Source organism: Macrococcus brunensis (assembly GCF_004359615.1).
Taxonomy (GTDB): Bacteria; Bacillota; Bacilli; order Staphylococcales; family Staphylococcaceae; genus Macrococcus; species Macrococcus brunensis.
In genome coordinates this window covers 44780-70123 of record NZ_SCWA01000011.1, presented here as the reverse complement: position 1 = coordinate 70123, position 25344 = coordinate 44780, and the positions used below count along the sequence as shown (strand labels likewise).

The following is a 25344-nucleotide window of genomic DNA, read 5'->3' as shown; positions in this document are numbered from 1 at the left end:
ATCAGTCCATCTTATATTTAATTTTCTTTTTCTCTGTGTAGCGCTCTTTTGCGAGTTCAATCAGTCGGGTGATCAGTTCGCTGTAAGAGACATTCATGTTCTCCCAGAGAAGTGGATACATACTGAACTTCGTGAAACCTGGCATCGCATTTGTTTCATTGATATAGATCGTTTCGTCTTCAGTAACGAAGAAGTCCGCGCGTACTAAGCCTGAACAATCTGTCGCTTTGAACGCTTCTACAGCCATGTTACGGAGTGTTTCAGCTGTTTCCTCGGAAATATCTGCCGGGATAGCGAGTTTGACTTTGCCGTCTTTATATTTCGCTTTATAGTCATAGAATGCAACGTCCTTCACTACTTCACCAGGTAACGTCGTCTCAGGATGGTCATTACCAAGAACAGCGACTTCGATTTCACGAGCGCTGACACCTTGTTCAACGACGAGTTTACGGTCAAATTGGAGTGCTTCTTCTATACCTTTGATCAGTTCCTCGCGGTCATTGCACTTAGAGATACCGACAGATGAACCTAAATTGGCCGGCTTAACAAAAACCGGATATTCCAGTTTATTATCAATCAGTTCAAGAATATTGGTACGATATTTCTCAAATTCACTTCTTAAGAAGCTGACGTAAGGAAGTTGCGGCAGTCCTCTATTCGCGAATAACTGTTTCATCACCAGTTTATCCATTGAGCTTGATGCAGCTAAAACGCCGTTACCGACATACGGTAAATCGAGCACTTCAAATAGGCCCTGAATTGTTCCGTCTTCACCGTTCGGTCCGTGCAGGAGCGGGAAAAGTGCATCATAGGCCTGACCTGTTGTTGACTGGCTCAGCATCTCTGTCAGAGAAACTGATTCTGAAGACATCAGTCGCAGAACTTCTGCGTCTTCTATCTTATTTGTGATAGCAGGGCCTTTAATCCATTCGCCCTCATTAGTGATATAGATAGTATCCACTGCATATTTCTCTTTATCCATCGCATTGATGACTGATTGTGCCGTTAAAATGGAGATATCATGTTCTGCACTTTTACCACCATAAATAATACAAATATTTTCTTTTGTCATATTACGCCTCCATAAAAATTGTTAGTGCTATCTTATCACGATATGAAACGATAGAACAAATTGCAGTTGAAAATTTCAATCATATTTCATTCTTTTTCTAACTTAAGTTATAATGGTTATTATTAACTCGCAGTAAGGAGAAGTGCTTACCTCAATGAAACAATGGTTAGAAAAGATTGACTGGTGGTTACTTGTACTGCTTATCGCTTTTGCAGCGGTCAGTATAACGGTTATCACATCCGCAATGACCGGTCAGCAGTATGCAACCAACTTCGCAGAACGACAGTTCCTATATTACATACTCGGTTTTATCATCGCGCTTTCTCTTATGTTTATCTCACCTAAAAAACTCCGTCAGTTTGTCTGGCCGATTTATTTAGTTGGTAATCTGGCTTTAGCAGGGCTTTTCATCCTGCCTGAATCTTCTTTCACGCCGATTATCAACGGTGCAAAGAGCTGGTATAGAATTGGACCCATCAGTCTTCAGCCCTCTGAATTTATGAAAGTGATCTTAATGCTGATTCTGGCAAACGTGATTTATCGCCATAATCGCTTCACGTTCAATAAAACGATTCAGACAGATTTTAATCTCATTCTGAAAGTAGCAGGTGTCGCACTTGTACCGATGATTTTAATTCTATTGCAGAATGACCTGGGAACGACACTCGTATTACTCGCCATCATTCTCGGCATGATCATCGTCTCAGGCATCAGCTGGAAGATACTTGTCCCTTTCCTGTTGACGATCGGTGCAGTCGGAGCTTCACTTATTCTGAGCATTCTTTATAAACCGGTTTTAATTGAAAAAGTGCTGGGAATTCAGACTTATCAGCTGGGCCGAATTAATTCCTGGCTTAATCCTGAAGCTTACAGTGAAGGTGACGGCTTTCACCTGATTGAATCGATGAAAGCCATCGGTTCCGGCGGCCTTTTTGGTAAAGGATTTAAGAACGGTGAGGTCTATATCCCGGAAAACCATACCGACTTCATTTATTCTGTTGTCGGCGAAGAATTCGGCTTCATCGGTTCAGTCCTTGTGCTGATTCTCTTCCTGGCCCTATTCATGCATCTGATACGGCTTGCACAGTATGCTGATCATCCGTTCAGCTCTCTGTTTCTGACCGGACTGATCAGCATGCTCATGTTCCACGTGTTTCAGAATGTCGGTATGACAATTCAGCTCGTACCGATTACAGGGATTCCGTTACCTCTCATCAGTTACGGGGGAAGCGCCTTATGGACAGTGATGGGCGGCATCGGAATTGCCCTTAGTATTTTTTATCACAAACAAAAAACCTCTGATTCGTAGGAATCGGAGGTTTTATTTTAATTTAACCGGGGCAACATGCGGTAATGTACGGATGACATCCAGTCGTGATTTTGTTCGAGTTATGTTGACGCCGAGAGTCGATAAAAGCGTAACGACATTTTTCATTTTATCCTGCTTATTCGTCATAGAGTTCTCTCCTGTCAATTGATTACCTTCATTCTAACTGAAACATTCCCTTTTTACTATAGGACTAAAGACTTATTTGTGTAAATTTTTTGAAAATATTATATCTGCGAAGTAAAGGTTCTGTGCGAAAGATTATAGTATAATAGTCTTACTTATAAGAGGAGGCCAACCATTTGAATCATTTAATCGTCAATGAGCTGTCGAATATATATGCACTCGCTATTTTTCTAGGCTTTATCGTCAATATCTTTCTGGCCTTCGTCATCATTTTCCTGGAGCGGCGCACTGCCAGTTCAACCTGGGCCTGGCTTTTTGTCCTCTTCTTCTTACCGCTTCTCGGCTTCTTTCTCTATCTGCTATTCGGCCGGAAGATCAGTCGGGAACACCTCTTTTACTTTGATGAGAGTGATAAGTACGAACTGGAAACCGTTATCAACGAACAGATTTATGCGCTGGATAATAATTTACTCGTTTCACCGTCTGAAGAAGTCGTCAGACATAAAGATATGATTCGTATGCTGCTGATCAACCAGCCGGCCTTTTTAACAACAGATAACCGTGTCAACGTACTCACTGATGGCCATGATAAATTCGAGAACCTAATCACGGACATCCTCGCAGCGAAAGAGCATATCCATATTCAATATTATATTTTTAAACGCGACGGTATCGGTCAACGTATTATCGATGCGCTCGAAGTAAAGCTCCGAGAAGGCGTTGAAGTCCGTATGCTATATGACGATATGGGCTCAAGAACACTTACTTTATCTAAATTCAAAGAGTTCAAAGCACTCGGCGGACAGGTAGAAGCATTCTTCCCGTCCTTCTTTCCGCTCATCAACTTCAGGCTCAATAACCGTAACCACCGCAAGATTGTTGTGATAGATGGTCGTATCGGTTATATCGGCGGTTTTAACGTCGGGGATGAGTACCTTGGTCTCGACGATAAATTTGGTTACTGGCGAGATACACACTTGCGCATCGAAGGCGATGCAGTGAATGCGCTACAACTCCGTTTTATCCTGGACTGGAATTCACAGGCGACCCGTAATTTCCTCCGCTATGAACCAAAATATTTTCCGGATGTTAAAAGCGGCGGGGATGTCGGTATTCAAATCGCCTCAAGCGGTCCGGAGGAAGAACTCCATCAGATCAAGTACGGCTATATCAAGATGATTTCAAGCGCTAAAGATTCCATCTACATTCAGAGTCCTTATTTCATTCCAGATGCTGCTTTTCTGGACGCCTTGAAAATCGCGATTCTCTCTGGTGTTAAAGTTTATCTGATGATTCCTAACAAACCCGACCATCCGTTTGTCTACTGGGGAACGACGACATTCGCGAGCGAACTGCTAAAAGTAGGGGGTAAAGTCTTTCTCTATGAAGAAGGCTTTATTCATACGAAAATGATTGTCATTGATGACGAAGTTGCGAGCGTCGGTACCGCCAACATGGATGTCCGAAGTTTTGAGCTGAATTTCGAAGTCAACGCCTTCATCTATGACGCCGGAGTCGCTTGTGAACTGCGTCACGCCTTTGAAGAAGATGTCAAACTCTCCAGTGAAATGACGATAGAATTATACGAACAGCGTGCGTTATGGATCAAAGTAAAAGAAGCATTAGCGCGACTTATTGCCCCTATCCTTTAAAAGGGGTAACAGCACAACGTTCACCAGGAACAGACTATGAGCTAAAAGCGCACCGTAGCTCAGCATTTTTTCTTTGTTAGAAAGTTTAATCATGACTTCACCTCTTCTCATATTTGTTACACTGTACCCATAAATGAAGTAAAAGGAGCATACTGATGATAAAAGAAACCGAAAAATACGTGAAAGATTTTCACATGGGCGATTCATCCGGCCATGATTATGCGCATATCGAACGTGTCAGAAAAATGGCACTCACTATCGGCAGAGAAGAACAGGCTGATCTGCTGATTGTCGAGATGGCTGCGCTGCTCCATGACACAGTCGATGATAAACTGACGGACGAAGTCACTGCCTGGACGAAGCTTGAAAACTTCTTCGACCAGATTGCGCTCGCTGAAGATAAACGTGACGCAATCAAGCATATTCTGAAATATATGAGTTTCAAAGGCGGTAAGAACGCCGGTAAGCTTGAATCACTGGAAGGCAAGGTGGTACAGGATGCTGACCGTCTGGATGCCATCGGTGCAATCGGAATCGCCCGTACTTTTATGTATGCGGGTAAGTTCGGCGATATCATGTACGATCCACTCATTCCACCACGCGACCTGCAGCAGGCAGATTACCGCGAAAAAACACATGCGATTAATCATTTTTACGAGAAACTACTCAAATTAAAAGACTTGATGAATACTGAGACAGGTCGAGCTATAGCCGCAGAAAGACACGAGTTTATGGAGCAATTTGTGGCTCAGTTCAAAGAAGAATGGCAATAAAAATAAGCTGACTTTAAAAGTCAGCTTATTTTTATTGATTCCATAAATCCAGCAGGCTCTGGATAGACAAGACGCCTGCGCCTAGTGTGACCAGCACTGCAATGACACCGAACACAAGCATCCATGTCGGATGTTTGTAGTCACCTACAATTGATTTCTTGCGTGAAGCTATCAGAATAGCGGTTAATGTCACTGGTAAGATGAGTCCGTTGAACGCACCTGCTAAAATCAGCAGCTTAACCGGCTTCCCAATAAAGACAAACACAATAGTCGAGAAAACAATAAAGCATATGATGACGATATTATTATATTTCGAGAAAACAGGGTGGAACCCTTTTAAGAATGAAGCACTGGTATAAGCGGCACCGATAACAGACGTCAAGGCTGCCGCCAATAGAACTAAACCAAATATTTTTGGCCCGATATCACCTAGCGCATACTGGAATGCAGATGCCGGTGGGTTATCGGCATTCAGTTTAACACCCGTTGCGACGACACCGAGTACTGCCAGGAATAAGAAAAGACGCATAAATCCTGTTGTTAAAATACCGAGGTTCGCTGCACGCGTCACAAACGGCAGATTTTTCTGACCGACCATACCATCTTCAATTAAACGGTGAGCACCGGCAAATGTGATATAACCGCCGACTGTTCCACCGACGATTGTAATAATCGGCATAACGAGTGCTGCCGGATTTTCAGGTGCAACCATACGATACGCGGCTTCTGCGTAAGGTGGATTGACTTTAATCATGACAATCCCTACTATGACAAGCATCAGAGCACCGAGTATCTGTGTGATGACATCCATCACTTTCGCGCCACTCTTAGAGCTGAAGATTATGATAGCAAGTAAACCTGTGATCACAGCGCCTATTTTTACATCCAGCCCGAATAATGCATTGAAACCAAGACCTGCACCTGCCACGTTACCGATGTTGAAGGCGAGGCCGCCCAGTACAATCAGGATAGAAATAACTGTCCCGAGACCCTTCACTACTTCATTCGCTACATCCTGACCACGCTTTCCTGTTACAGTCAGCACACGCCAGATATTCAGCTGAGCACCGATATCAATAATAATACTGACTAATATCGCAAATGCAAAACTGGCTAAAAACTTCTCCGTAAAGACGGTCGTCTGTGTTAAAAAAGCCGGTCCAATCGCTGACGTTGCCATCAGGAAGATAGCGCCGAATAGTAGACGTCTCTGTCCAGCTGTTAATTTTGTGTTGTTTTCCATTCTTTCATCCCCTTTATTCTGACTATATCGTCGTCAGTTCTATATTCTGTTTCTGTAAAGCCGTTCTGATTGCATGGACGAACTGGAGAGCTTCAGGTCCATCACCATGAACACAAATAGAATCTGCCTGGATCGGCACAAGCTTACCTGTTTTCGTTTTGACGACCTGATCGTTTATCATGCGCAGGATATGAGCAGTTGCTTCTTCTGCATCATGGATCAGTGCATCGGCTTCTTTCCGGCTGACAAGTGTTCCATCCTCTTCATAGTTGCGGTCTGCGAAAACTTCATGAATCCCAGTCATCCCTTTATCTTCTGCAGCCTGAACAAGATGGCCGCCTGCTATCCCCATCACTTTAAGCGCTGGATCCAGTCTGTAAAGCGCGTCAACAATATGATCAGCGAGTTTGCGGTCGTTAAACGTCGCGTTATAAAGGGCACCGTGCGGTTTAACATGATTTAACTTAACACCATGACGCTGACAGAATGCCTGAATCGCACCGACTTGATAAGTGATGAGTGCTTCAACTTCTTCATAAGGCATATCTACTTTGCGGCGTCCAAAGCCCATCAAATCGTTATAACCGGGATGTGCACCTATACCGACACCTTGTTCTTTGCACAGCTGAATAGTCTGTTCCATGACATTAAAATCACCTGCATGCATCCCGCATGCGACATTCGCTGAAGTAATAAGCGGGATGATCGCCGCATCATTACCAATCTTGTAATTACCAAAACTTTCTCCTAGATCTGCATTTAAATCAATTTTCATCAGTTATCCCTCCAGGAAGTGGTTCTTCTCAAGAAACTTAATATCGAGCGTGTTGGCAACATAGTTCGGATGCTGAATGATGCGATACTGGAAATCCAGGTTTGTCGCAAAACCGTCAATAACTGTCTCATCCAGAATCGTCTGCATTTTCTGTATCGTCCGTTCACGTGTTAAATCAAACGTGATGATTTTTGCAATCATTGAATCATAATAAGGTGAGACCGTACAGTTCTCGTATAGGAATGTGTCGATTCTGACACCGGGTCCGCCAGGTAAGTGCAGACCTTGCACTTTACCTGGAGACGGTCTGAAGTTGTGGGCAGGATCTTCCGCATTAATCCGGCATTCCATTGCAAAACCGTGGATTTTAATATCTTCCTGCTTGAATGGGAAGTGATCATCCAGTGCAATATCGAGCTGCGCTTCTATAATATCGACACCTGTCACGCGTTCTGTCACAGTATGTTCCACCTGGACCCTTGTATTCATTTCCAGGAAATAATAGTCGTTGGTTTCTTCTACGTAAAGAAATTCAAGCGTACCCGCACCGCGGTAATTGATGTTCTTTGCCGCGCTGACTGCGTCGCTCGTCATCTTCTCACGTATGTCTGCCGGCACGATAACAGCCGGAGCTTCTTCAATCAGTTTCTGGTTATTACGCTGAATCGAGCAGTCACGGTCGTACAGATGAATAGCGTCTCCTTTACCATCACCCAGCACCTGCACTTCGATATGACGTGCTGTTTTAATGAACTTCTCAATATAGACTCTGTCATCTCCAAAAGCTTTCAGTGCTTCGTTCTTAGCAGAATGATAAAGTTTTTCGACATCAGCCATATCATTGACGATACGCATGCCTTTACCCCCGCCCCCTGCGACTGCTTTAACTACAAGCGGTACACCGACTGTCTCAGCCATTTTGATTGCTTCTTCTACTGTCGGAATGACATCTTTAGAGCCGGGTATGACAGGGACACCTGCAGCAATCATCGTTTTTCTTGCTTCTGCCTTATCTCCCATCTTATCAATCGTTTCAGGTGTAGGACCGATGAAAATAATATCATGCTCCGCACATGCTCTCGCAAATTTTGAGTTTTCAGCGAGGAAACCATAACCCGGATGGATGGCGTCTGCATTTGAAACGATTGCTGCGGAGATGATCTGATTCATATTCAGATAACTTTTCTGAGCTTGTGCCGGACCGATGCAGTATGCTTCATCCGCCAGTGCTACGTGAAGCGAATCCTTATCAGAAGTAGAATAGACAGCAACGGTCTGAATACCGAGCTTTTTACATGTTCTGATAATACGGATCGCAATTTCTCCTCTGTTGGCAATCAATACTTTTTTCATTGTGACACCCCTAAACTTCTTTAATTTTGACTAACGGCTCGTCATAGCTGACTGCTGTACCACTTTCCACTAAGATTTCCTCAATTGTTCCTGATACTTCAGCCTGGATATCATTCATGACTTTCATCGCTTCAATAATCCCGATACGGTCGCCTTTTTCGACTTTCTGACCGACTTTCACGAGTGGTTCAGTGCTATCTTCATTTTCAGTATTATAGTAAGTACCGACTAGCTGTGATTTCTGAGTATAGCCTTCAGAAGTCACTTTTGCTTCATTCTGTACAGGTACCTGATTTTGTACAACTGGAGCTGCACTTGATTCCGGCACTGCTTTTTCGATATGATATTCTGTTTCTTTATCTTTATATGAAATGACTTTTAACTGATTATCATTCATCAGCTGGATTAATGTTTCTAAGTTTTCTGTATTCATATTATTTCACCCTTTTAATTAATTGTTGGATCTTGCTACCTGATGAACGTCCTTTATACGCCAGCACATTAATATCTTCAATATATTTCAGCATCTTCTTTTTCTCTTGAATCGCTTCTTCTAAGGTCCCCGGCACGAGATGAATCTCTTCACCTGGTTTCTTCTGTACAAGTTTCACCAGGTCATAGAAATAGACCGTTCCTACTTTAGCGTAACCACCGACTGTCTGACGGTCGCTCAGCAGCACAATCGGTTGACCTGACGCTGACACCTGTATAGAACCCAGCTGTACCGGTTCAGAGATAATATCGTAGTTCTCTGCCTTGATTGTATCGCCTTCCAGCCTGATACCCATACGGTCAGACATGTTCGAAACTGTATAAGATTTCAATTTGAATTTTTCGAACCGTTCAAACTGCCGCCCCGGAATAAAACGGATTTTATTATCATCGAATGCCGGTGTATAAATAGTCTTTTCAGGTACTTTTTCTGAATTTGAAAAGACGAGCTCATCTCCCGCTTTCAGCGCTCGGCCTTCTACACCGCCGAGTTTAATCTTAGTGTGCGTCGCATAGCTATCATAGATAGGTTCTATATCAAACCCGTTTCTAACTGTCAGATAAGTGCGCATGCCGTTCACTGCAGCTCCAAATGCCAGCTGATCATTCATCTTGGCATAATGGATGGTATTATGCTTCACTGGTTTACCATTTAGCGTCGCCTGCATATCTGCACCTGTAATAATAAACGCATTACCGCGTCCAAATTCGAACGTCCCACCCTGCATCGTCATTTCAAGACTGACAGGACGCTCATTACCAAGCAACTGATTGCCGACCATAAAGCTGAAATAATCCATTGCGCCGCTTGGGCTTAAGCCAATATGCTGAACTCCTTGACGACCTGCATCCTGCAGCGTCGTAAACAGACCAGGCTTTATCACTTTTAAACTCATGCTTCAACCTCCTTTACTTCGATTTTGTACTCGGCATCTTGCTCTATTGCCGTATATTCTTCTTTGCTGATTGCTTTAAACTGAATATAGTCCCCCGCTTCATAAAAAACAGCAGGTGTACGATCTGCATCAAATAAAGTGACAGGTGTCCGGCCGATAATATTCCAGCCACCTGGTGATGCAAGAGGATACATGCCTGTCTGTTCATTGGCGATACCCACAGAGCCTGCTGGTATTTCTTTACGAGGTGTCTCTTTTCTCGGCTTAGCGATGGACGCATCCAGTCCGCCGAGGAATGGAAACCCTGGCATAAAACCTAACATGTAGATCAGATATCGTCTGGAAGTATGACGTTCAACCACTTCCTGCGGCGTCAGCCCACAGTACTCTGCCAGTTCATCCATATCCAGTCCATAGTCATAACAAACAGGAATCGTATAGACTTTCGCCGTTCGCTTCATCTGACTATTGATATCCAGACTTTTAATTTTCTCAACCAGGACATCATGCGTGATTGAATCATTAAAATAAATGACAAGCGTATGATAAGAAGCAATGATTTCTTCAATTCCATCCACTTGCTGTGTTTCAAATGCGTGTTTTAATGCCAGCACCTGTTGATTCACTTGCTCGCTGATTGTCTCTTCAAACACACATGCAATCGCATTTTCATTAATATATTTAATGTCCATATATGAAACCCCTTTCAACTACCATATAAATTTTAACATACTATTCAGATAATTCTCTATGTTTTTTTGCTGCATTAAATGGATGAAGTAACAATTAAAAAAATCACCGTCATTTTGACGGTGATTGAAAACTATCTTTTTTTCTTTTTCGCTTTAACTTGTGTGTTTCTCACTACTTTTTCCTGGTTCTCTTCATGCGCATCGATAAGAGGTTTCATTTCTTCATGAACTTTCTGTTTGTAGAACTTATTCCCTAACCATGTTTGCAGGACAAGGAATGCCCCACCGACTGCCCAGTATAATGGGAGTGCTGCTGGAGAGATGTAAGACATCCAGATGATCATAATCGGTGAAATGAACATCATCATACGCATTTGTGCTTTCTGCTCATCAGGAATATTCTGCATAGAGACAAAGGCCTGAGCCGCATAGACAATACCTGCGATAATAGTCATTAAAATATCCGGCTCTGTCAGTTTAAACCATAAGAAGTCAGGATACTGCGTAATTCCGCCACCTGATGGATATTTAAGAACATAGAAGAGACCTGTAACAATCGGCAGCTGAATTAACAGAGGCAGACAACCCATATTAAGTGGATTGATGTTATTGTCTTTATACAGTGCCATCATTTCCTGATTGGCAGCCATTTTCTCTTCTTGTGTACGTGCATGTTTTGATTTTTCCTGTATCGCTTTTAACTGCGGCTGAATCAGGTTCATTTTTTCTTTCATGACACTCTGGTTCTTATAAGTACGCATCATGAACGGGAACAATGCAAGACGCACAATTAACGTAATCGCGATAATCGCAAGACCATAGTTATGACCCATATTGGCACCCAGCCAGTGAATCAGTAAATCCAGTGGATGTACAAACGTATCATAAAAGAAGCCTGTACGATTAGACTCTTTGGAATAATCACAGCCCGCTAAAAATATAATAATACCGAACAATAATGGCATCAATGCCTTTTTCTTCATTTCTTCACCTCATAGTATTCTTCACATAGAGGTTATTTTAACACATTTTATGTGCTGATTAAACTAGGGAACTCGTTTATTTGTAATAATCCAGATAATTCTTCACATCTTGTTCAATGTTAGAACTGGCAGTGATTGAAGAAATGGTCGAGATGCCGTCTGCGCCTGCTTTCAGTATCATCTCGCAGTTACGATTTGTAATACCGCCAATCGCGACAATCGGAATCTGTTCATCGTAGAGACGCATCTTACGAATCAGTTCGATGCCGCCGGGACGTTTCGCATCATTTTTTGAACTTGTTTCATAGACAGGTCCCACACCGATATAATCCACATGCGCTAAGTCAGATTGATCGTATTCCTCAAAATTGCTGACAGAAAGCCCGATGATTTTATTCGGAAACTTTTCAATGATGTCTGCAATCTTGTCATCATCCTGACCCAGATGAATACCATCTGCATCAACATCAAGCGCCAGCTGCCAGTCATCATTGATAATAAAAGGTACGCTGTATGCCGCACACAGCGCTTTTAATTTGAGTGCCATCTGTTTTTTTTCTTCCCCAGCTAATGCGCCTGTCCCTTTTTCTCTGAATTGAAACAAAGTGATGCCTGCTTTTAAGGCTTCTTCAAGAACCGTTTCAATATCTTCAGTATTATTGGTACCGCAAATAAAATATAGTTGTAACATCTCACGCTTAAATTCCAATTAGCTCACTTCTTCCACTCGCATATTCTCTGCTACGTCATTTTCATCTATGCTGTTCAACATATCCAGCAGATTGATCTGAAAATGGCCCGGCAAAGTGCCATTATCAAGTGATTCAGCACGCTCAGCTGCAACATTGTAATAAGAGACAGCTTCGACTAAATCATCTAATGTCGGTTCAACCTCATTATATATAAAAGCGGATACAATTGCCCCTAATAAACATCCTCCGCCCGTGACTTTAGTCAGCATCTCCGTGCCGTTCGACAGCTTTTTCACCTTGCCCTGTGCATAAACAGCATCCTGCGCGCCTGTCACGATTACCGCAGTCTCCAGCTGCCCACCTGCTGCCTGTGCGATTGCGACTGTATCAAGTGATAAGTCACTATCCGTCCCTTTCATTGTCGCCTCTTCAATCAGCCCTTTTAGCTCTGACGCATTGCCTCGGATGACACTGATATCATAGTTCTCGATAAGTTTCAGACAGAAATTTTTTCTAAATGCTGTCGCGCTGCAGGCAACTGGATCCAGAACGACTGGAACGCCAAACTTATTTGCTGCTTCTGCCGCTTTTTCCATGGAAGGCATACTTTCTTTAGTCAGTGAGCCGATATTGATAAGGACTGCCCCTGCATGCTTAATAAAATCTTCCAGCTCTTCGACTTCCGTCGCCATAGCCGGACTCGCACCAAGCGCCAGTAGACCATTAGCAGTGAAGTTCTTGACGACATCATTCGTCAGGCAGATGATAAGGGGATTATTTTGTCTGATTTGATTGAGTCTCATATTCTTCCTCCTGATAGCTGAAATGATTGACCGGTCCATTACCGTGGCCGAGCCCCGGGTTGTTAAGAATCGCGCTCGTGATATAGGCTTTAGCCGTTCTGACACTGTCTTCTATAGAGCGGCCTTTCGCAAGTTCCGCTGTAATGACAGCGCTGAACGTGCAGCCCGTGCCGTGTGTATGATGAGTCGCGATTCTTTTGGCTGGCAGCTCAGTGACACCCTTTTTGGTAAAAAGATAATCAATGGCATCGCCCTCCATATGTCCCCCTTTTACGATGACAGACTGACTACCGATTTCATTCAGAAAGATGTGACCGGCGCGGTCGATATCACTTCTCGTTTCGACCTTCATATTCAAAATACGTTCCAGTTCCGGCAAGTTTGGTGTAGCTACTGTTGCGAGATCCAGCAGTTTATAGCGTACCGCGTTCTTTCCTGCATCATCCAGCAGATCGTCACCGCTTTTTGCAACCATGACCGGATCAATGACATAAGGAATACGGTGCTTCTCGATATAAGGTCTTACGACATCCATGACTTCACTTGATGCAAGCATGCCTGTTTTAACAGCGTCCGGCACAATATCACTATAGATGCTCTCAAGCTGAGCTTCCAGAACATGCACCGGCTGGTCAAAGACCTGCTGTACGCCGCGCGTATTCTGAGCGACGATACTGGTAATGGCGCTCATCCCGTAAACACCTCTTGACTGAAAGACTTTAACATCAACAATTGTACCGGCACCGCCAGTCGGATCTGTTCCTGCAATAGAGAGTGCTGTTTTAAACATTCCATTTCTCCTGATGATATGACATCGCGAAAAATCTTCTTTCGTGAACACAGCTTTCAAGGAAATTACGTCTTAAAATAGCTTTATTCTGCTCGGTCGTTGTTTCAGCAAAACGATTGACCCAGCGGTTCAGATGACCCATCAACTCATCCATATTCACCGCATAGAAATCCACCCAGTCTTTTAAAGGATTACCTATTAAATCATGATTTTCTTTTATTTTTAAAGCCAGCTGTTGGTAAACATAAGGACAAGGGGCCATCGCACAGATGGTGAAACTTGCATCATCATATTTAAAAGCATTGTAGTACATATGTTTGATATAGTGATCGCTCGCCGGATACCACTCGCCGCCTTCGATAATCGATACATAGTCCTCCCCGACATAATCTGCCATCGTATAATGGGCAGTCACTTCGCCGTTGACGACAAAGTCAATCTGCTCGAGCAGAAAACGTATATCTTCTTTATCATCTAATTTCGCAATTAAGAGACTATAGATTTTAGCAAATTCATTTAAATAGAGGTGATCTGCTTTCAAATAATGACGAATCGCATCCTTCGAAATATCCCCGTTGATGATACCTTTTATAAAAGGATCATGATAAATGGCATCAATAATAGGCGCCGCTTCCTGTTGTAGTTCATCTGTAAACATAGTGATTCCTCCTTCAAAATAAAAAAGACCTATTTCTGCAGAAAAAGGTCTTTAAGCACGACCGCTTTCCTACGCTAGCATTATCTAGATCAGGTAAAGGGTTTGACATCGTCATCTCAGCCATCAGGCACCCCTAGCAGTAATAGATATATTGTTATGTTAAGCATATAGAACTCAAGGTTTGAATGCAAATAAAAAAAGACTATCCGCAGATAGTCTTGAATGATTAGTAAGCTGTGCTCCAGTGCTGTGCACCGTATTGTGTATAAAGGATGCGAGCACGTTTCCATTGTTCTTCAACAGAAGCATTAGCCGGGTTACCTGTGCCGCCGACAGCAGCCCAAGTTGTTGGTGAAAACTGGAATAAACCGTAGTAACCAGCTGGGTTGACCGCACGTGGGTTACCGCCTGATTCACGTTGCATAATTAATTTTAAATGAGCATCTACGCTTGAATTTGTAGCGTATGAAGCAGCTGAAGTTTGAGTTGTCGCTGCTTTAGGCGCTTGATATGCTGGAGCTTGTTGAGCTGGTGCCTGATATGTTTTCACTGGTGCTGCCTGCTGTACTGGCGCCTGGTATGTTTTTACTGGTGCCGCCTGCTGTGCTGGTGCCTGATATGTTTTTACTGGTGCCGCCTGCTGTACTGGCGCCTGGTATGTTTTTACTGGTGCTGCTTGTTGACCACCCACTACTAGAGTTTTACCTGCAATGATTAAATCAGATGATAAGTTATTCCAGGCTTTAAGATCTGCTACTGTTACATTGAACTGAGCAGCGATTTTCCCTAAAGTATCGCCTGCAACAATATTATAGACTATTGTATCATGATTTTCCGCTTTAACAGCTTTTTCATTAATTTTTAAAACTTGTTTCGGTAAGATCAGATTAGAAGTTAAACCATTTTCAGCTTTAAGATTTGCAACTGAAGTACCATATTGCTGTGAAATCGCCCAAAGTGTATCTCCAGATTTAACTGTGTACTCTGCTGCATTTGCTGTTGCTACGAAAGATCCTGCTACCGCTACTGCAGTCGATGCCGCCAATACTTTTTTCATAAATGTTTTCCTCCTAGGGATGGTCTTTTTTCATTAATAACAATATATCAGAATAAAATATTTCATAGGTTACAGATATATATAAAATAAAAGCGTAATATTACGCTATCGTTACAAAAAGTTATGATTGGATTCTTTTTATAAAAAAAGAAATTAACTCAGAGGGTTAATTTCAGTTCTCATTCACTTGAAGTGTGCGACCTTCAGTCAACTTTTGTTCTTCTGTTATATGATTTAAATGATGGATCTGTTTAACTGATACATCACACTTGTCGGCTATTTCTGGTATTGTATCGCCCTTAATCACTTTGTATTTTCCATTTACAAGGACTTCTACTTTCGGATTAGGTGTAATTAGAGTGGTATCAACCGCGTTGATTTTTTCTATGTTCTCAATCGTTCTATCATATTTATCTGTAATTGACCAAACCGATTCATCCATCTGCAAATTTTGCATTTTTGCTTCAGCATTCGTTGTTGCTACAATGCCAGACAAAATGACAGCACCGACAATGACTGATAATCTATTCATTTCTGTGTTGTCTCCCGTCTTTGTTTAATCTTGATATTACTTTAGCACGCTTTATGATTTCTATGGTTACAGAAAAATGATAAGTCGGCTCTTTAAATTACGTTAGCATTACAAAATGATATCAAAATAAAAAACCCTTCCAGACAGCACGTTTGAAAGGGCGAGTGGGGTGTGAGTAAGAAGGATGTCTTATGAGAGTACAGCTGCTTCCTTTGTTTCGTCTTCAGCTTTTTCCTGTGGCGTATCATTCGTTAATGTATCAAGTGATTTCAGTAACTCATGACTTTCATCATCAGTAATGACTTTAACTGGTTCGGTCTCGATGGGTGCTGTATTCTGATCAGCAATTATCTGTTTTACTAATTTTTCTTTAGCCAGCAGAATCGTATGTGTTTTTTCGGCATCTGATAGTTCACTCCAGATTTCATCAGGTGTCTGAGGGAGTATATCACCTGTTTTAATGGCACCAAAATTAGGCAGAAACTTGATGCTTTCAATCAGAATTTCTGTAAAATACTGTGGTTTATCTTCTCCTGGTTTCTGGTAACGGTTGCTGTGGATCTGACCCGTCACACAAACTGTTGAGCCTTTACGACAATATTGTAATATATTCGCCGCTGTTTTGTTGAAAGCTTTACAGTGCAGGAAATCTACTGTCTGAGCTTGCTCATCGCGAGGTTTATACCCACGTTCAATCGCAATAGGGAATGTGACGCACTGTACGCTATTTTTACTGGAATGTTGGTTGGTTTTAGGCGCATTCGCCAGACGTCCAACGAGCACAACTTTATTGATCATGTGTCACCTCCTTTCTAAACTCACTATAACCTGACTGAAATAAATTGAAAAATCACCGTTTTTATTTTTCTGCGGCTCAGGTAGTGCAGATTCTGATAAATTACTTGTATTTGATAAAAAACTGCGACTTATTACTGACATTTCAGGAAAATCGATAACTTTTTGAATTAAATTCAGGCAAACTATATAATGAATGAAAGGAGGATGGATCCATGAAAACATTTAAAGCACTCAGGTTTCAGATTGTAGAAAATGAGACCACACATGAGTTCACCGTACATGATGGAGTCATCATTAATAAGGAGAACAGTGGTACAGGCTGGCTGCTGGAAATCCTGATTGATCGTATACATAAAGAAACAATGGAAGCCTATCAGCAAAACCACACCGTGCTGGACACAAGAGTTGTCATCACGCGCGCCTCCAATGATCCAGCCTTGTTTGAAGCAACTATTAAAAATATCAAAGAATTAAATGACCATATTTCTGTTATTTTTGAATGTCATATTTATACACCAAGACAGGCTTATGCAGAGCAGCTGCTTGAGCAACTTGTTGAAGATGAGTTAACAGGTGATGAATTGATCAGCACATTTAATCGCATGATGGTCTCTAAACCTATTTTAAGAGAAAAAGACTGAATAAAATCTCACTTTAAACAAAAGCCCCCTGTCACACTTTAAGATGTGACAAGGGGTTTCATTATTCTTTAGCATCTGTTAATGCAAATGTAATTTCACAGCTGCAGGCTACTGCGCCGTCTACTGTTGCTGTTGCAGTTCCTTTACCGATAGGCCCTTTAATTTTAGAGATCTCTACTTCTAATCTCAACGTATCACCAGGCGTCACCTGTTTTTTAAAACGGCATTTATCAATTCCTGCAAATAAAGCGATTTTTCCTTTGTTTGCTTCCATATCAAGCATCGCAACTGCACCTACTTGTGCCAGTGCTTCAACAATCAGAACCCCGGGCATGACAGCATAGTCCGGGAAATGCCCTTGAAAGAAAGGTTCATTGCCACTCACTTGCTTGATGCCCACACAGCGTTTACCTTCTTCCAGCTCAACAACTCGGTCAATCAGCAGAAATGGATAACGATGCGGAATAATTTTCTTGATTTCATCAAAAGTCAGAATAGTTTCCATCTAATTTAAGCTCCCAGTCAATTCGAAAATATGTGTCCATGTATTTGGATTAAAGATGCCAAACGGTGAATGAAGAACACCGTAACCCATCATCAGTCCAACTAAAAATAAGATGAGTGCCAGTACAAGTATAATTACAATCGTCACAAACATCGGTATTTTGCGGTGAACGACTTCATTACCTGAATAATTAGCCATTTTTTTACCTCACTTCTACTTTATCTTCTTCCGTTCGCTCAATATCTGCTCCTAATTGCTTGAGTTTGCCATGGAAGTTAACGTACCCACGGTCAAGGTGCTTCAGTTCAGTCACACGTGTATAACCTTCTGCGACCAGTCCTGCAAGAATCAGTGAAGCAGCTGCTCTTAAATCTGTTGATTTCACTGATGCACCGTGCAGCTCACTCTTACGAATAAAAGCAGTACGGTCGCTGACTCTGACATTTCCGTTCATCTTCATAAATTCATCGATATGCATAAAACGATTCTCAAATACGGTTTCTGTCATACGACTTTCAGTCTCTGCCGTCATCATCAGGGCTGTCATCTGTGCCTGAATATCTGTCGGGAATCCTGGATGCGGCATTGTTTTAACTTCGACGCCTTTAAGAGGCTTATTCACTGTTACGCGTAATCCTTGTGTTTCTTCTGAAATAGTGACGCCCATCTCCTGAAGCTTAGAAATAAGAGATGTCATATGTTCCGTGCGGGCACCTTCAATCAGAACGTCGCCTCGTGTAATCGCTGCTGCAATCATATAAGTACCTGCTTCGATACGGTCGGGAACAATCGTATGTGCAGTCCCAGTTAAACGTTCAACGCCTTCAATCGTTAACGTATCTGTACCGGCACCCGTAATACGTGCACCCATCGCATTTAAATAATCGACTAAGTCAACAATTTCAGGTTCTCTTGCAACGTTAGCGATGACAGTTGTTCCTTCAGCAAGTGTCGCTGCCATCACAATATTCTGAGTCGCGCCGACACTCGGGAAATCCAGATAAATGTTTGCGCCTTTCAGCCGACCCTCTACATGTCCGACTAAATAACCATTTTCCTGTTCAATTACGGCTCCTAATGCTGACAATCCTTTTAAATGCTGTTCAATAGGGCGTGATCCAATAGCACAGCCACCTGGTTGTGCAACTCGTGCATGACCTAATCTTGCAAGAAGAGGCCCCATCACCAATATACTCGCTCTCATTTTACTGACGTATTCATAACTTGCCGTTGATTCAAGTTCTGACGTTGCATCTACTTCATATGTATTTGCAGCTACTTGCTTCACGCTGACATTCAAACCGTCCAGTACATGACTGATTGTATTAACATCTGATAACTGAGGAACATTTGTAAAAGTACTTACGCCATTATCCGCTAATATAGATGCTGTTAAAATAGGTAGCACTGCATTCTTTGCACCTTCTACTTTAACTGTTCCTGACAGACGGTTTCCGCCCTTTACTAAAATCATATCCATTATTTTTCCTCCACCACTCAACTTCTATAACCTATACTATATCAAAAATATGTATGGAACAGTAAGTTTAATTACCGGGCTCTCTACATCCAGGTCATCTGCTGAGAAAAATAGATGATATCCATCATAAAGTCACTGACCAACTTTCCGAGCGCAAAACTAACAAAAACCAGAAGTAACTGTATCTGCTTTGTGTGATTGCCCTTAAACCATTGTTCTGTTCTCAATGATTTAAGTGCCCAAAAAGAGAGACATGTAAACACAACATGAAGAACCAGATGAATGAGTGCATATATACCTGTATCCATATTTTCCTCCTCAATTAAAAAAAGACTTAGCGCGTGCTAAGTCTTTTTGGGTTTTAACGATATTTGGCTACATCCAAACGATTGATGGCACGATGAAGTGCACGTTCAGCGCGGTGATAATCCACGCCTTCTTTTTTGTCATGCTCCAGACGCTCCTGGGCACGGCGTAAAGATTCCTGTGCACGGTCAATATTGATGGCATCTGATTGTTCAGCAGCCTGTACAAGCACTGTTACGCCTGTCGCACGGATTTCAGCAAAGCCTTCCGTTACAGCGATATAATGTACTTTTTTATCAACAGTCACACGTACTGCACCGATCTTGAGCGGGGCAACAGTCGGAATATGTCCGGCCATGATCCCCATCTCACCACCTTCAGTCTGTAGTACGACAAGTTCAGCCTGCTCAGTAGAATAAACTGAACCATTAGGAGTAACAATATTTAACGCTAACGTGTTCATATCTCATTCCTCCTAAATTAGACTTGTACACCCATACCTTTAGCTTGTTCAAGTACTGCTTCAATGCCACCGACTAAGCGGAATGCATCTTCAGGGATGTGGTCGTATTTACCTTCAAGAATTGCTTTGAAGTCCTGAACTGTCTGTGCAACTGGCACATAGGATCCTTTTTGACCTGTAAACTGTTCAGCTACGTGGAAGTTCTGTGATAAGAAGAACTGGATGCGACGTGCGCGGTTAACAGTCTTTTTATCATCATCAGATAACTCATCCATACCCAGGATGGCAATGATATCTTGTAATTCACGATATTTCTGAAGCGTTGCCTGTACACCACGAGCTACTGCATAATGCTCTTCACCTACTACAGAAGGTGTTAAAGCACGTGAAGTTGATGCAAGTGGATCTACGGCCGGGTAGATACCCATCTCTGTTAATTTACGTTCTAAGTTTGTTGTTGCATCTAAGTGAGCGAAAGCTGTCGCTGGCGCCGGGTCAGTATAGTCATCGGCTGGTACGAATACTGCCTGGATTGACGTTACAGAACCTACGTTAGTAGAAGTGATACGTTCCTGTAACTGACCCATCTCAGTTGCAAGTGTTGGCTGGTAACCAACGGCAGAAGGCATACGACCTAAGAGGGCTGATACCTCAGAACCTGCCTGAGTGAAACGGAAGATATTATCGATGAATAACAGTACGTCCTGACCTTGTTCGTCACGGAAGTATTCTGCCATTGTTAAACCTGATAAAGCGACACGCATACGCGCACCAGGTGGCTCGTTCATCTGTCCGAATACCATCGCTGTTTTCTTGATAACGCCTGAGTCACTCATTTCGTGGTATAAGTCATTACCTTCACGCGTACGTTCACCAACGCCTGCGAATACAGAGATACCACCGTGCTCCTGTGCGATATTGTTGATTAATTCCTGGATTAATACCGTTTTACCTACACCGGCACCACCGAAGAGACCGATTTTACCACCTTTGATGTATGGTGCTAATAAGTCGACAACTTTGATACCTGTCTCAAGGATTTCCACTTTCGTTGATAACTCTTCGAACTTTGGTGCAAGACGGTGAATTGGATCGCGCCGAGTACCTGCCGGTAACTCTTCTCCTAAATCAATTTTTTCACCGAGAACGTTGAATACACGTCCTAATGTTTCGTCTCCAACTGGAACAGAGATAGGTGATCCTGTATCTGTAACATCAGCACCACGTTGTACGCCGTCTGTAGAGCTCATTGCGATAGTACGAACTGCATCGTCACCTAAATGAAGGGCTACTTCCAGAGTTAACGTTGTAGTGCCGTTTTCACGCTGGATATCTAAAGTTAAAGCGTTATTAAGTTCTGGTAACTGACCATGTTCGAACTTAACATCGATAACTGGACCCATAACTTGAATTACGTGACCTACTGCCATTATTATTCCTCCCTAAAATTATTCGAGTGCCGCTGCGCCGCCGACAATCTCAGTAATCTGTTGTGTAATTGCCGCCTGACGAGCACGGTTATATTGTAATGATAAGTCATCTATCAGTTCTTTAGCATTATCTGTTGCATTCTTCATCGCTGTCATACGAGAAGCATGTTCACTAGCTTTAGCATCGAGTAAGGCTCCGTAAATCAAACTTTCTGCGTATTGAGGAAGAATGACATCTAAAATGGCTTCTTTGTCGGGTTCAAATTCATACATCGCAGTCGCTCGAGTCGCCTGAATATCACTCTGACTGACTGGTAAAATACGACGTTCCTGAACTTCCTGCTCCAGCACACTGATAAAATGGCTGAAGTGAAGGTAAAGCTCATCGAATTCACCCGCTTCGTAACGCTCAACTGCACTTTTAGTCATTGCATTGATCGCTTTGAATGAAGGTTGTTCTGGCAGTCCTACCATCTCATTGATGATATTATAGCCACGTGCCTTCAGGAAATCTCGGCCTACACGACCAATGACCAGAATGCCATACTGACTTGCATCATTGTTATGACGTTCTCTGATAATATTCGTCACATTCTTCAGCACACTTGCATTATAAGGACCTGCAAGACCTTTATCACTCGTTACAACGAGATAACCAGTTTTCTTGACGGGACGTTTTACAAGCATAGGATGTGAACTATCATTACCACCGATTGCTGAGATTGTTTCCTGCATCTTGTCCATATATGGATAGAAGCTTTTCGCATTTTCTTCAGCACGTCGTAGTTTAGAGTTAGATACCATGTGCATGGCTTTCGTAATCTGACTCGTTTTCTGTGTTGAAGTAATACGTGTTTTGATCTCTCTAAGTGAACTCATTTTGTCACCACCTTATTTACTTATCATTCTCTGTTAGACTGAAGGATTGAAGATTTTCTTGAAAGCATTGATTGCATCAACGAATTTCTCGTCTGCCGGTAAAGCTTTAGTTTCACGAATTTCCTGGTAAAGGTGTGATGCATTATTGCCCACCCATCCTAAGAATTCATCTTCAAAACGAGTGATGTCCTGTACAGGAATGTCATCAAGGTGACCTTTAGTTAATGCATAAAGAATCGTAACCTGCTTTTCAACAGTAAGAGGTTTATTTTCATCTTGTTTCAGTACTTCTACTGTACGTTTACCACGCTCTAACTTCGCTTTAGTTGCTGGATCTAAGTCAGAACCGAACTGTGCGAATGATTCAAGCTCACGGTATGATGCTAAGTCAAGACGAAGTGTACCCGCTACTTTTTTCATCGCTTTGATCTGTGCTGAACCACCTACACGTGATACAGATAAACCGGCGTTGATCGCTGGACGTACACCTGAGAAGAATAAATCAGACTGTAAGAAAATCTGACCATCTGTAATAGAGATAACGTTAGTCGGAACGTAAGCTGAGATATCCCCTGCCTGCGTTTCAACGAATGGAAGCGCTGTGATAGATCCGCCACCTAAGTCATCGTTTAGTTTCGCTGCACGCTCAAGTAAACGACTATGTAAGTAGAAGACATCCCCTGGGTAAGCTTCACGACCTGGCGGACGACGAAGTAATAATGATAACTCACGGTAAGCTGCTGCTTGTTTAGTTAAATCATCATAAACGATTAAAACATGTTTACCATTGAACATGAATTCTTCTGCCATTGCGACACCTGAGTAAGGCGCAAGGTAAAGAAGTGGTGCTGGTTGTGATGCAGAAGCAGATACGACGATAGTGTAATCTAACGCACCGTGTTGACGTAAAGTTTCAACCGCTGTACGCACTGTTGATTCTTTTTGTCCGATTGCAACGTATACACAGATCATATCTTCATTTTTTTGGTTAAGAATCGTATCAATAGCAACCGTTGTTTTACCTGTCTGACGGTCACCGATGATTAACTCACGCTGACCACGACCGATAGGTACAAGTGCGTCAATCGCTTTAATACCTGTCTGAAGCGGCTCGTCTACTGATTTACGGTCCATAACGCCTGTTGCTGGAGATTCGATAGGACGTGTTTTAGTTGTGTTGAGCGGGCCTCTGCCATCGATTGGCTGACCAAGTGGGTCAACAACACGACCAATCAGTTCTTCACCTACAGGTACTGACATGATGCGACCTGTACGTTTCACTTCGTCTCCTTCTTTAATCTCTGTATAAGGTCCTAAAATAACGATACCTACATTGTTTTCTTCTAAGTTCTGTGCAAGACCTAACACGCCGTTATGAAATTCAACAAGTTCCCCTGCCATAACGTTGTTAAGACCGTGAACTAAAGCGATACCGTCACCGACCTGAATTACTGTACCGACATCTGTTACTGTCACACCAGATTCATAGTTTGCAATCTGTGACTTTAACAGTGCACTGATTTCTTCAGCTTTGATGGCCATCTATGTCACTCCTTAATGATTATTGTTGTTGAACTGCTTTTGAGATTTCTTTAAGACTATTCTGAACTGAACCATCATAAACTGTTGTACCGATTGTCGTTCTGATACCGCCAATCAAATCTTTGTTAATGATATTTTCAATCAGTAATCTTTTATAGCCTGTACGCTTGATGAAAGCTTTACCGATGTCGTTGATCTCCTCATCAGAGAGTGCATAGACAGATTCTACTTTCATGTACTGTTGTTCATTCGCTTCATTATAAAAATGTTCATACTCTGCACTGATTGCTGGAATCAGTTCTAAATGCTTACGTTCAGCGAGAATCTTAAGTAAATTCATCAGCGGCTGATTGACACCTTTGAACGTCTTTTCAACAAATTCGATGCGAGATTGTTTGGATACTTGTGGATCTTCAGCGAAACGATGGAAAGACTGGTCAGCTGATACGACTGTCTTTAAAGTATCAAGATCTTTCTTGATGCTGTCCGATACCCCTTGCTCGTGTCCGACTTCGAATAGACTTTCGGCATATTTCTTCGCGATAATCATTATTTATCGCCTGCCTCTTGAATATACTGACTCACAAGTTGTTTTTGATCTTGTTCGTTAATTTCTTTGTTGATGACTTTAGATGCAATCAGAACAGAAAGTTCAGCAACGCGGTCATTGATGTCCGCAATTGCACGTTTCTTTTCGTTCTCGATTTCAACTTGTGCATCTTCAACTAATTTGTTTGCTCTTGCATTCGCTGTATGAAGAATTTCTTCATGTTCACGTTTCGCTTGTACTTTTGCATTTTCAAGGATTGATTGCACTTCTCCTTGGGTACGAGTAAGTAAAGCTCTATTTTCTTCAGCATAACGTCTTGCTTCTTCGTTCTGAGCTGCTGCGTTATCGATGTCAGAATTAATCGCCTGCTGACGCTCATCCATAATATTTTTAAGCGGACCCCATGCGAATTTACGCAGTAATGCGAGTAAAATAATGAATGTCAGAAGTGTTGCAAAGATAGTCCCCCATTGAACACCGTCAACATGTTCAGTTGCTCCTAAAATAAAGAAATCCAATATTAACGCTCCTTTCGCCACAGTTAAAGTCATAAATGAATGGCGAAATCATAAAGACTTCGCCTTAACGAGTGATATTATAATTAGCGGTTCATTACCATGAATGCTACTACTACTGCGATGATAGGAAGGGCTTCGACTAAACCTACACCGATGAACATGATTGTCATTAATGGACCACGTGCTTCAGGCTGACGAGCAACCCCTTCAACTGTACGAGAAACAATAAGACCGTTACCGATACCTGCGCCAAGTGCTGCTAAACCAATTGCGATTGCTGCTGCTAATAAATTCATTAATAATTTCCTCCTAAGAA

31 protein-coding genes and 1 riboswitch are annotated in these 25344 nt (G+C 42.3%); of the genes, 4 read left to right on the top strand and 27 right to left on the bottom strand.

Annotated elements, in window-relative coordinates; genetic code table 11:
- Position 1: 1 nt before the first annotated feature.
- The gene (locus ERX27_RS07255) at positions 2-1072 is read right to left on the bottom strand and encodes a D-alanine--D-alanine ligase (RefSeq protein WP_133432169.1); all 1071 of its coding nucleotides are present in this window, start codon (positions 1070-1072) and stop codon (positions 2-4) included.
- A 154-nt stretch (positions 1073-1226) separates the two neighbouring features.
- Between ERX27_RS07255 and rodA the strand changes: the two genes are divergently transcribed.
- Positions 1227-2381 (top strand): rod shape-determining protein RodA, encoded by a 1155-nt coding sequence (rodA, locus tag ERX27_RS07250; protein WP_133432168.1) that lies wholly within the window; start codon positions 1227-1229, stop codon positions 2379-2381.
- Between the two features lie 12 nt (positions 2382-2393).
- Here the strand turns inward: rodA and ERX27_RS11520 are convergent, their stop codons facing one another.
- The gene (locus ERX27_RS11520) at positions 2394-2528 is read right to left on the bottom strand and encodes an Lmo0850 family protein (RefSeq protein WP_229713250.1); all 135 of its coding nucleotides are present in this window, start codon (positions 2526-2528) and stop codon (positions 2394-2396) included.
- Between the two features lie 173 nt (positions 2529-2701).
- Between ERX27_RS11520 and cls the strand changes: the two genes are divergently transcribed.
- Positions 2702-4177, top strand: coding sequence for a cardiolipin synthase (gene cls / locus ERX27_RS07245; RefSeq protein ID WP_133432167.1), 1476 nt, complete (start codon positions 2702-2704; stop codon positions 4175-4177).
- 155 nt (positions 4178-4332) lie between these two features.
- A complete protein-coding gene (locus ERX27_RS07240) occupies positions 4333-4950 on the top strand; it encodes an HD domain-containing protein (protein WP_133432166.1) in 618 nt (205 codons plus the stop codon).
- Positions 4951-4981: 31 nt separating this feature from the next.
- Here the strand turns inward: ERX27_RS07240 and ERX27_RS07235 are convergent, their stop codons facing one another.
- The 14 genes from ERX27_RS07235 to ERX27_RS07170 all read right to left on the bottom strand — a co-directional run bounded on the left by ERX27_RS07235 (position 4982) and on the right by ERX27_RS07170 (position 16714).
- Positions 4982-6193, bottom strand: coding sequence for an NRAMP family divalent metal transporter (locus ERX27_RS07235; RefSeq protein WP_133432165.1), 1212 nt, complete (start codon positions 6191-6193; stop codon positions 4982-4984).
- 22 nt (positions 6194-6215) lie between these two features.
- Positions 6216-6968, bottom strand: coding sequence for a LamB/YcsF family protein (locus ERX27_RS07230; RefSeq protein ID WP_133432164.1), 753 nt, complete (start codon positions 6966-6968; stop codon positions 6216-6218).
- Between the two features lie 3 nt (positions 6969-6971).
- On the bottom strand, positions 6972-8321 hold the full coding sequence (accC, locus tag ERX27_RS07225; RefSeq protein ID WP_133432163.1) for an acetyl-CoA carboxylase biotin carboxylase subunit: 1350 nt from the start codon (positions 8319-8321) through the stop codon (positions 6972-6974).
- A 10-nt stretch (positions 8322-8331) separates the two neighbouring features.
- Positions 8332-8754 carry an acetyl-CoA carboxylase biotin carboxyl carrier protein gene (locus ERX27_RS07220; protein ID WP_133432162.1) on the bottom strand — a complete coding sequence of 141 codons (423 nt, stop codon included), beginning with the start codon at positions 8752-8754 and terminating at the stop codon, positions 8332-8334.
- 1 nt (position 8755) lies between these two features.
- Positions 8756-9709: a 5-oxoprolinase subunit C family protein gene (locus ERX27_RS07215; protein ID WP_133432161.1), complete on the bottom strand. Its 954-nt coding sequence runs from the start codon at positions 9707-9709 to the stop codon at positions 8756-8758.
- A complete protein-coding gene (gene pxpB / locus ERX27_RS07210; RefSeq protein WP_133432160.1) occupies positions 9706-10401 on the bottom strand; it encodes a 5-oxoprolinase subunit PxpB in 696 nt (231 codons plus the stop codon). The genes ERX27_RS07215 and pxpB overlap by 4 nt, the downstream gene beginning before the upstream one ends.
- A gap of 131 nt (positions 10402-10532) precedes the next feature.
- On the bottom strand, positions 10533-11384 hold the full coding sequence (yidC, locus tag ERX27_RS07205) for a membrane protein insertase YidC (protein WP_133432159.1): 852 nt from the start codon (positions 11382-11384) through the stop codon (positions 10533-10535).
- Positions 11385-11460: 76 nt separating this feature from the next.
- Positions 11461-12093 (bottom strand): thiamine phosphate synthase, encoded by a 633-nt coding sequence (thiE, locus tag ERX27_RS07200; protein WP_208001768.1) that lies wholly within the window; start codon positions 12091-12093, stop codon positions 11461-11463.
- Positions 12094-12879, bottom strand: a complete 786-nt coding sequence (thiM, locus tag ERX27_RS07195) for a hydroxyethylthiazole kinase (protein WP_133432158.1) — start codon at positions 12877-12879, stop codon at positions 12094-12096.
- Positions 12851-13669: a bifunctional hydroxymethylpyrimidine kinase/phosphomethylpyrimidine kinase gene (gene thiD / locus ERX27_RS07190; protein WP_133432157.1), complete on the bottom strand. Its 819-nt coding sequence runs from the start codon at positions 13667-13669 to the stop codon at positions 12851-12853. The genes thiM and thiD overlap by 29 nt, the downstream gene beginning before the upstream one ends.
- Positions 13662-14327: a thiaminase II gene (gene tenA / locus ERX27_RS07185; RefSeq protein WP_133432156.1), complete on the bottom strand. Its 666-nt coding sequence runs from the start codon at positions 14325-14327 to the stop codon at positions 13662-13664. The genes thiD and tenA overlap by 8 nt, the downstream gene beginning before the upstream one ends.
- Positions 14328-14376: 49 nt before the next feature.
- Positions 14377-14472, bottom strand: a riboswitch (TPP riboswitch).
- Positions 14473-14553: 81 nt separating this feature from the next.
- Positions 14554-15384, bottom strand: coding sequence for a transglycosylase family protein (locus tag ERX27_RS07180; protein ID WP_133432155.1), 831 nt, complete (start codon positions 15382-15384; stop codon positions 14554-14556).
- A gap of 172 nt (positions 15385-15556) precedes the next feature.
- The gene (locus tag ERX27_RS07175) at positions 15557-15916 is read right to left on the bottom strand and encodes a LysM peptidoglycan-binding domain-containing protein (RefSeq protein WP_133432154.1); all 360 of its coding nucleotides are present in this window, start codon (positions 15914-15916) and stop codon (positions 15557-15559) included.
- A gap of 189 nt (positions 15917-16105) precedes the next feature.
- On the bottom strand, positions 16106-16714 hold the full coding sequence (locus ERX27_RS07170) for a single-stranded DNA-binding protein (protein ID WP_133432153.1): 609 nt from the start codon (positions 16712-16714) through the stop codon (positions 16106-16108).
- A 212-nt stretch (positions 16715-16926) separates the two neighbouring features.
- Here ERX27_RS07170 and ERX27_RS07165 point away from each other — a divergent pair, with 212 nt between their 5' ends.
- On the top strand, positions 16927-17355 hold the full coding sequence (locus tag ERX27_RS07165; protein WP_133432152.1) for a YwpF-like family protein: 429 nt from the start codon (positions 16927-16929) through the stop codon (positions 17353-17355).
- A gap of 61 nt (positions 17356-17416) precedes the next feature.
- Here the strand turns inward: ERX27_RS07165 and fabZ are convergent, their stop codons facing one another.
- The 11 genes from fabZ to atpE form a co-directional block, all read right to left on the bottom strand.
- Positions 17417-17860 (bottom strand): 3-hydroxyacyl-ACP dehydratase FabZ, encoded by a 444-nt coding sequence (gene fabZ, locus ERX27_RS07160; protein WP_133432151.1) that lies wholly within the window; start codon positions 17858-17860, stop codon positions 17417-17419.
- Complete coding sequence (locus ERX27_RS07155; protein ID WP_208001767.1) at positions 17861-18058, bottom strand: DNA-directed RNA polymerase subunit beta; 198 nt, start codon at positions 18056-18058, stop codon at positions 17861-17863.
- 4 nt (positions 18059-18062) lie between these two features.
- Positions 18063-19340 carry a UDP-N-acetylglucosamine 1-carboxyvinyltransferase gene (murA, locus tag ERX27_RS07150; RefSeq protein ID WP_133432150.1) on the bottom strand — a complete coding sequence of 426 codons (1278 nt, stop codon included), beginning with the start codon at positions 19338-19340 and terminating at the stop codon, positions 18063-18065.
- 83 nt (positions 19341-19423) lie between these two features.
- Positions 19424-19648: a DUF1146 family protein gene (locus tag ERX27_RS07145; protein WP_133432149.1), complete on the bottom strand. Its 225-nt coding sequence runs from the start codon at positions 19646-19648 to the stop codon at positions 19424-19426.
- 53 nt (positions 19649-19701) lie between these two features.
- Positions 19702-20109, bottom strand: a complete 408-nt coding sequence (locus ERX27_RS07140) for a F0F1 ATP synthase subunit epsilon (RefSeq protein ID WP_133432148.1) — start codon at positions 20107-20109, stop codon at positions 19702-19704.
- 17 nt (positions 20110-20126) lie between these two features.
- Positions 20127-21539, bottom strand: a complete 1413-nt coding sequence (gene atpD / locus ERX27_RS07135) for a F0F1 ATP synthase subunit beta (RefSeq protein WP_133432147.1) — start codon at positions 21537-21539, stop codon at positions 20127-20129.
- Positions 21540-21557: 18 nt separating this feature from the next.
- On the bottom strand, positions 21558-22418 hold the full coding sequence (atpG, locus tag ERX27_RS07130) for an ATP synthase F1 subunit gamma (protein WP_133432146.1): 861 nt from the start codon (positions 22416-22418) through the stop codon (positions 21558-21560).
- 33 nt (positions 22419-22451) lie between these two features.
- Positions 22452-23960: a F0F1 ATP synthase subunit alpha gene (gene atpA / locus ERX27_RS07125; protein WP_133432145.1), complete on the bottom strand. Its 1509-nt coding sequence runs from the start codon at positions 23958-23960 to the stop codon at positions 22452-22454.
- 19 nt (positions 23961-23979) lie between these two features.
- The gene (locus ERX27_RS07120) at positions 23980-24510 is read right to left on the bottom strand and encodes a F0F1 ATP synthase subunit delta (protein WP_243715874.1); all 531 of its coding nucleotides are present in this window, start codon (positions 24508-24510) and stop codon (positions 23980-23982) included.
- Positions 24510-25061: a F0F1 ATP synthase subunit B gene (locus ERX27_RS07115; RefSeq protein WP_133432143.1), complete on the bottom strand. Its 552-nt coding sequence runs from the start codon at positions 25059-25061 to the stop codon at positions 24510-24512. The genes ERX27_RS07120 and ERX27_RS07115 overlap by 1 nt, the downstream gene beginning before the upstream one ends.
- Positions 25062-25111: 50 nt before the next feature.
- Entirely contained in the window at positions 25112-25324 is a 213-nt protein-coding gene (gene atpE / locus ERX27_RS07110; RefSeq protein WP_041636195.1) for a F0F1 ATP synthase subunit C, read from the bottom strand.
- Between the last annotated feature and the right edge of the window lie 20 nt (positions 25325-25344).

Excerpts from the sequence above, each read along its gene's own strand:
- ERX27_RS07120 (WP_243715874.1), bottom strand. The coding sequence starts at position 24,510 with ATGATTATCGCGAAGAAATATGCCGAAAGTCTATTCGAAGTCGGACAC.
- ERX27_RS07115 (WP_133432143.1), bottom strand. The coding sequence starts at position 25,061 with ATGACTTTAACTGTGGCGAAAGGAGCGTTAATATTGGATTTCTTTATT.
- ERX27_RS11520 (WP_229713250.1), bottom strand. The coding sequence starts at position 2,528 with ATGACGAATAAGCAGGATAAAATGAAAAATGTCGTTACGCTTTTATCG.
- ERX27_RS07180 (WP_133432155.1), bottom strand. The coding sequence starts at position 15,384 with ATGAAAAAAGTATTGGCGGCATCGACTGCAGTAGCGGTAGCAGGATCT.
- yidC (WP_133432159.1), bottom strand. The coding sequence starts at position 11,384 with ATGAAGAAAAAGGCATTGATGCCATTATTGTTCGGTATTATTATATTT.
- ERX27_RS07235 (WP_133432165.1), bottom strand. The coding sequence starts at position 6,193 with ATGGAAAACAACACAAAATTAACAGCTGGACAGAGACGTCTACTATTC.
- atpG (WP_133432146.1), bottom strand. The coding sequence starts at position 22,418 with ATGAGTTCACTTAGAGAGATCAAAACACGTATTACTTCAACACAGAAA.
- ERX27_RS07230 (WP_133432164.1), bottom strand. The coding sequence starts at position 6,968 with ATGAAAATTGATTTAAATGCAGATCTAGGAGAAAGTTTTGGTAATTAC.
- ERX27_RS07165 (WP_133432152.1), top strand. The coding sequence starts at position 16,927 with ATGAAAACATTTAAAGCACTCAGGTTTCAGATTGTAGAAAATGAGACC.
- ERX27_RS07220 (WP_133432162.1), bottom strand. The coding sequence starts at position 8,754 with ATGAATACAGAAAACTTAGAAACATTAATCCAGCTGATGAATGATAAT.
- ERX27_RS07155 (WP_208001767.1), bottom strand. The coding sequence starts at position 18,058 with ATGGCTAATTATTCAGGTAATGAAGTCGTTCACCGCAAAATACCGATG.
- ERX27_RS07175 (WP_133432154.1), bottom strand. The coding sequence starts at position 15,916 with ATGAATAGATTATCAGTCATTGTCGGTGCTGTCATTTTGTCTGGCATT.
- ERX27_RS07145 (WP_133432149.1), bottom strand. The coding sequence starts at position 19,648 with ATGGATACAGGTATATATGCACTCATTCATCTGGTTCTTCATGTTGTG.
- thiD (WP_133432157.1), bottom strand. The coding sequence starts at position 13,669 with ATGTTTAAAACAGCACTCTCTATTGCAGGAACAGATCCGACTGGCGGT.
- atpA (WP_133432145.1), bottom strand. The coding sequence starts at position 23,960 with ATGGCCATCAAAGCTGAAGAAATCAGTGCACTGTTAAAGTCACAGATT.
- ERX27_RS07170 (WP_133432153.1), bottom strand. The coding sequence starts at position 16,714 with ATGATCAATAAAGTTGTGCTCGTTGGACGTCTGGCGAATGCGCCTAAA.
- atpE (WP_041636195.1), bottom strand. The coding sequence starts at position 25,324 with ATGAATTTATTAGCAGCAGCAATCGCAATTGGTTTAGCAGCACTTGGC.
- murA (WP_133432150.1), bottom strand. The coding sequence starts at position 19,340 with ATGGATATGATTTTAGTAAAGGGCGGAAACCGTCTGTCAGGAACAGTT.
- atpD (WP_133432147.1), bottom strand. The coding sequence starts at position 21,539 with ATGGCAGTAGGTCACGTAATTCAAGTTATGGGTCCAGTTATCGATGTT.
- fabZ (WP_133432151.1), bottom strand. The coding sequence starts at position 17,860 with ATGGAAACTATTCTGACTTTTGATGAAATCAAGAAAATTATTCCGCAT.
- accC (WP_133432163.1), bottom strand. The coding sequence starts at position 8,321 with ATGAAAAAAGTATTGATTGCCAACAGAGGAGAAATTGCGATCCGTATT.
- tenA (WP_133432156.1), bottom strand. The coding sequence starts at position 14,327 with ATGTTTACAGATGAACTACAACAGGAAGCGGCGCCTATTATTGATGCC.
- ERX27_RS07140 (WP_133432148.1), bottom strand. The coding sequence starts at position 20,109 with ATGAACACGTTAGCGTTAAATATTGTTACTCCTAATGGTTCAGTTTAT.
- ERX27_RS07215 (WP_133432161.1), bottom strand. The coding sequence starts at position 9,709 with ATGAGTTTAAAAGTGATAAAGCCTGGTCTGTTTACGACGCTGCAGGAT.
- ERX27_RS07240 (WP_133432166.1), top strand. The coding sequence starts at position 4,333 with ATGATAAAAGAAACCGAAAAATACGTGAAAGATTTTCACATGGGCGAT.
- rodA (WP_133432168.1), top strand. The coding sequence starts at position 1,227 with ATGAAACAATGGTTAGAAAAGATTGACTGGTGGTTACTTGTACTGCTT.
- thiM (WP_133432158.1), bottom strand. The coding sequence starts at position 12,879 with ATGAGACTCAATCAAATCAGACAAAATAATCCCCTTATCATCTGCCTG.
- ERX27_RS07255 (WP_133432169.1), bottom strand. The coding sequence starts at position 1,072 with ATGACAAAAGAAAATATTTGTATTATTTATGGTGGTAAAAGTGCAGAA.
- pxpB (WP_133432160.1), bottom strand. The coding sequence starts at position 10,401 with ATGGACATTAAATATATTAATGAAAATGCGATTGCATGTGTGTTTGAA.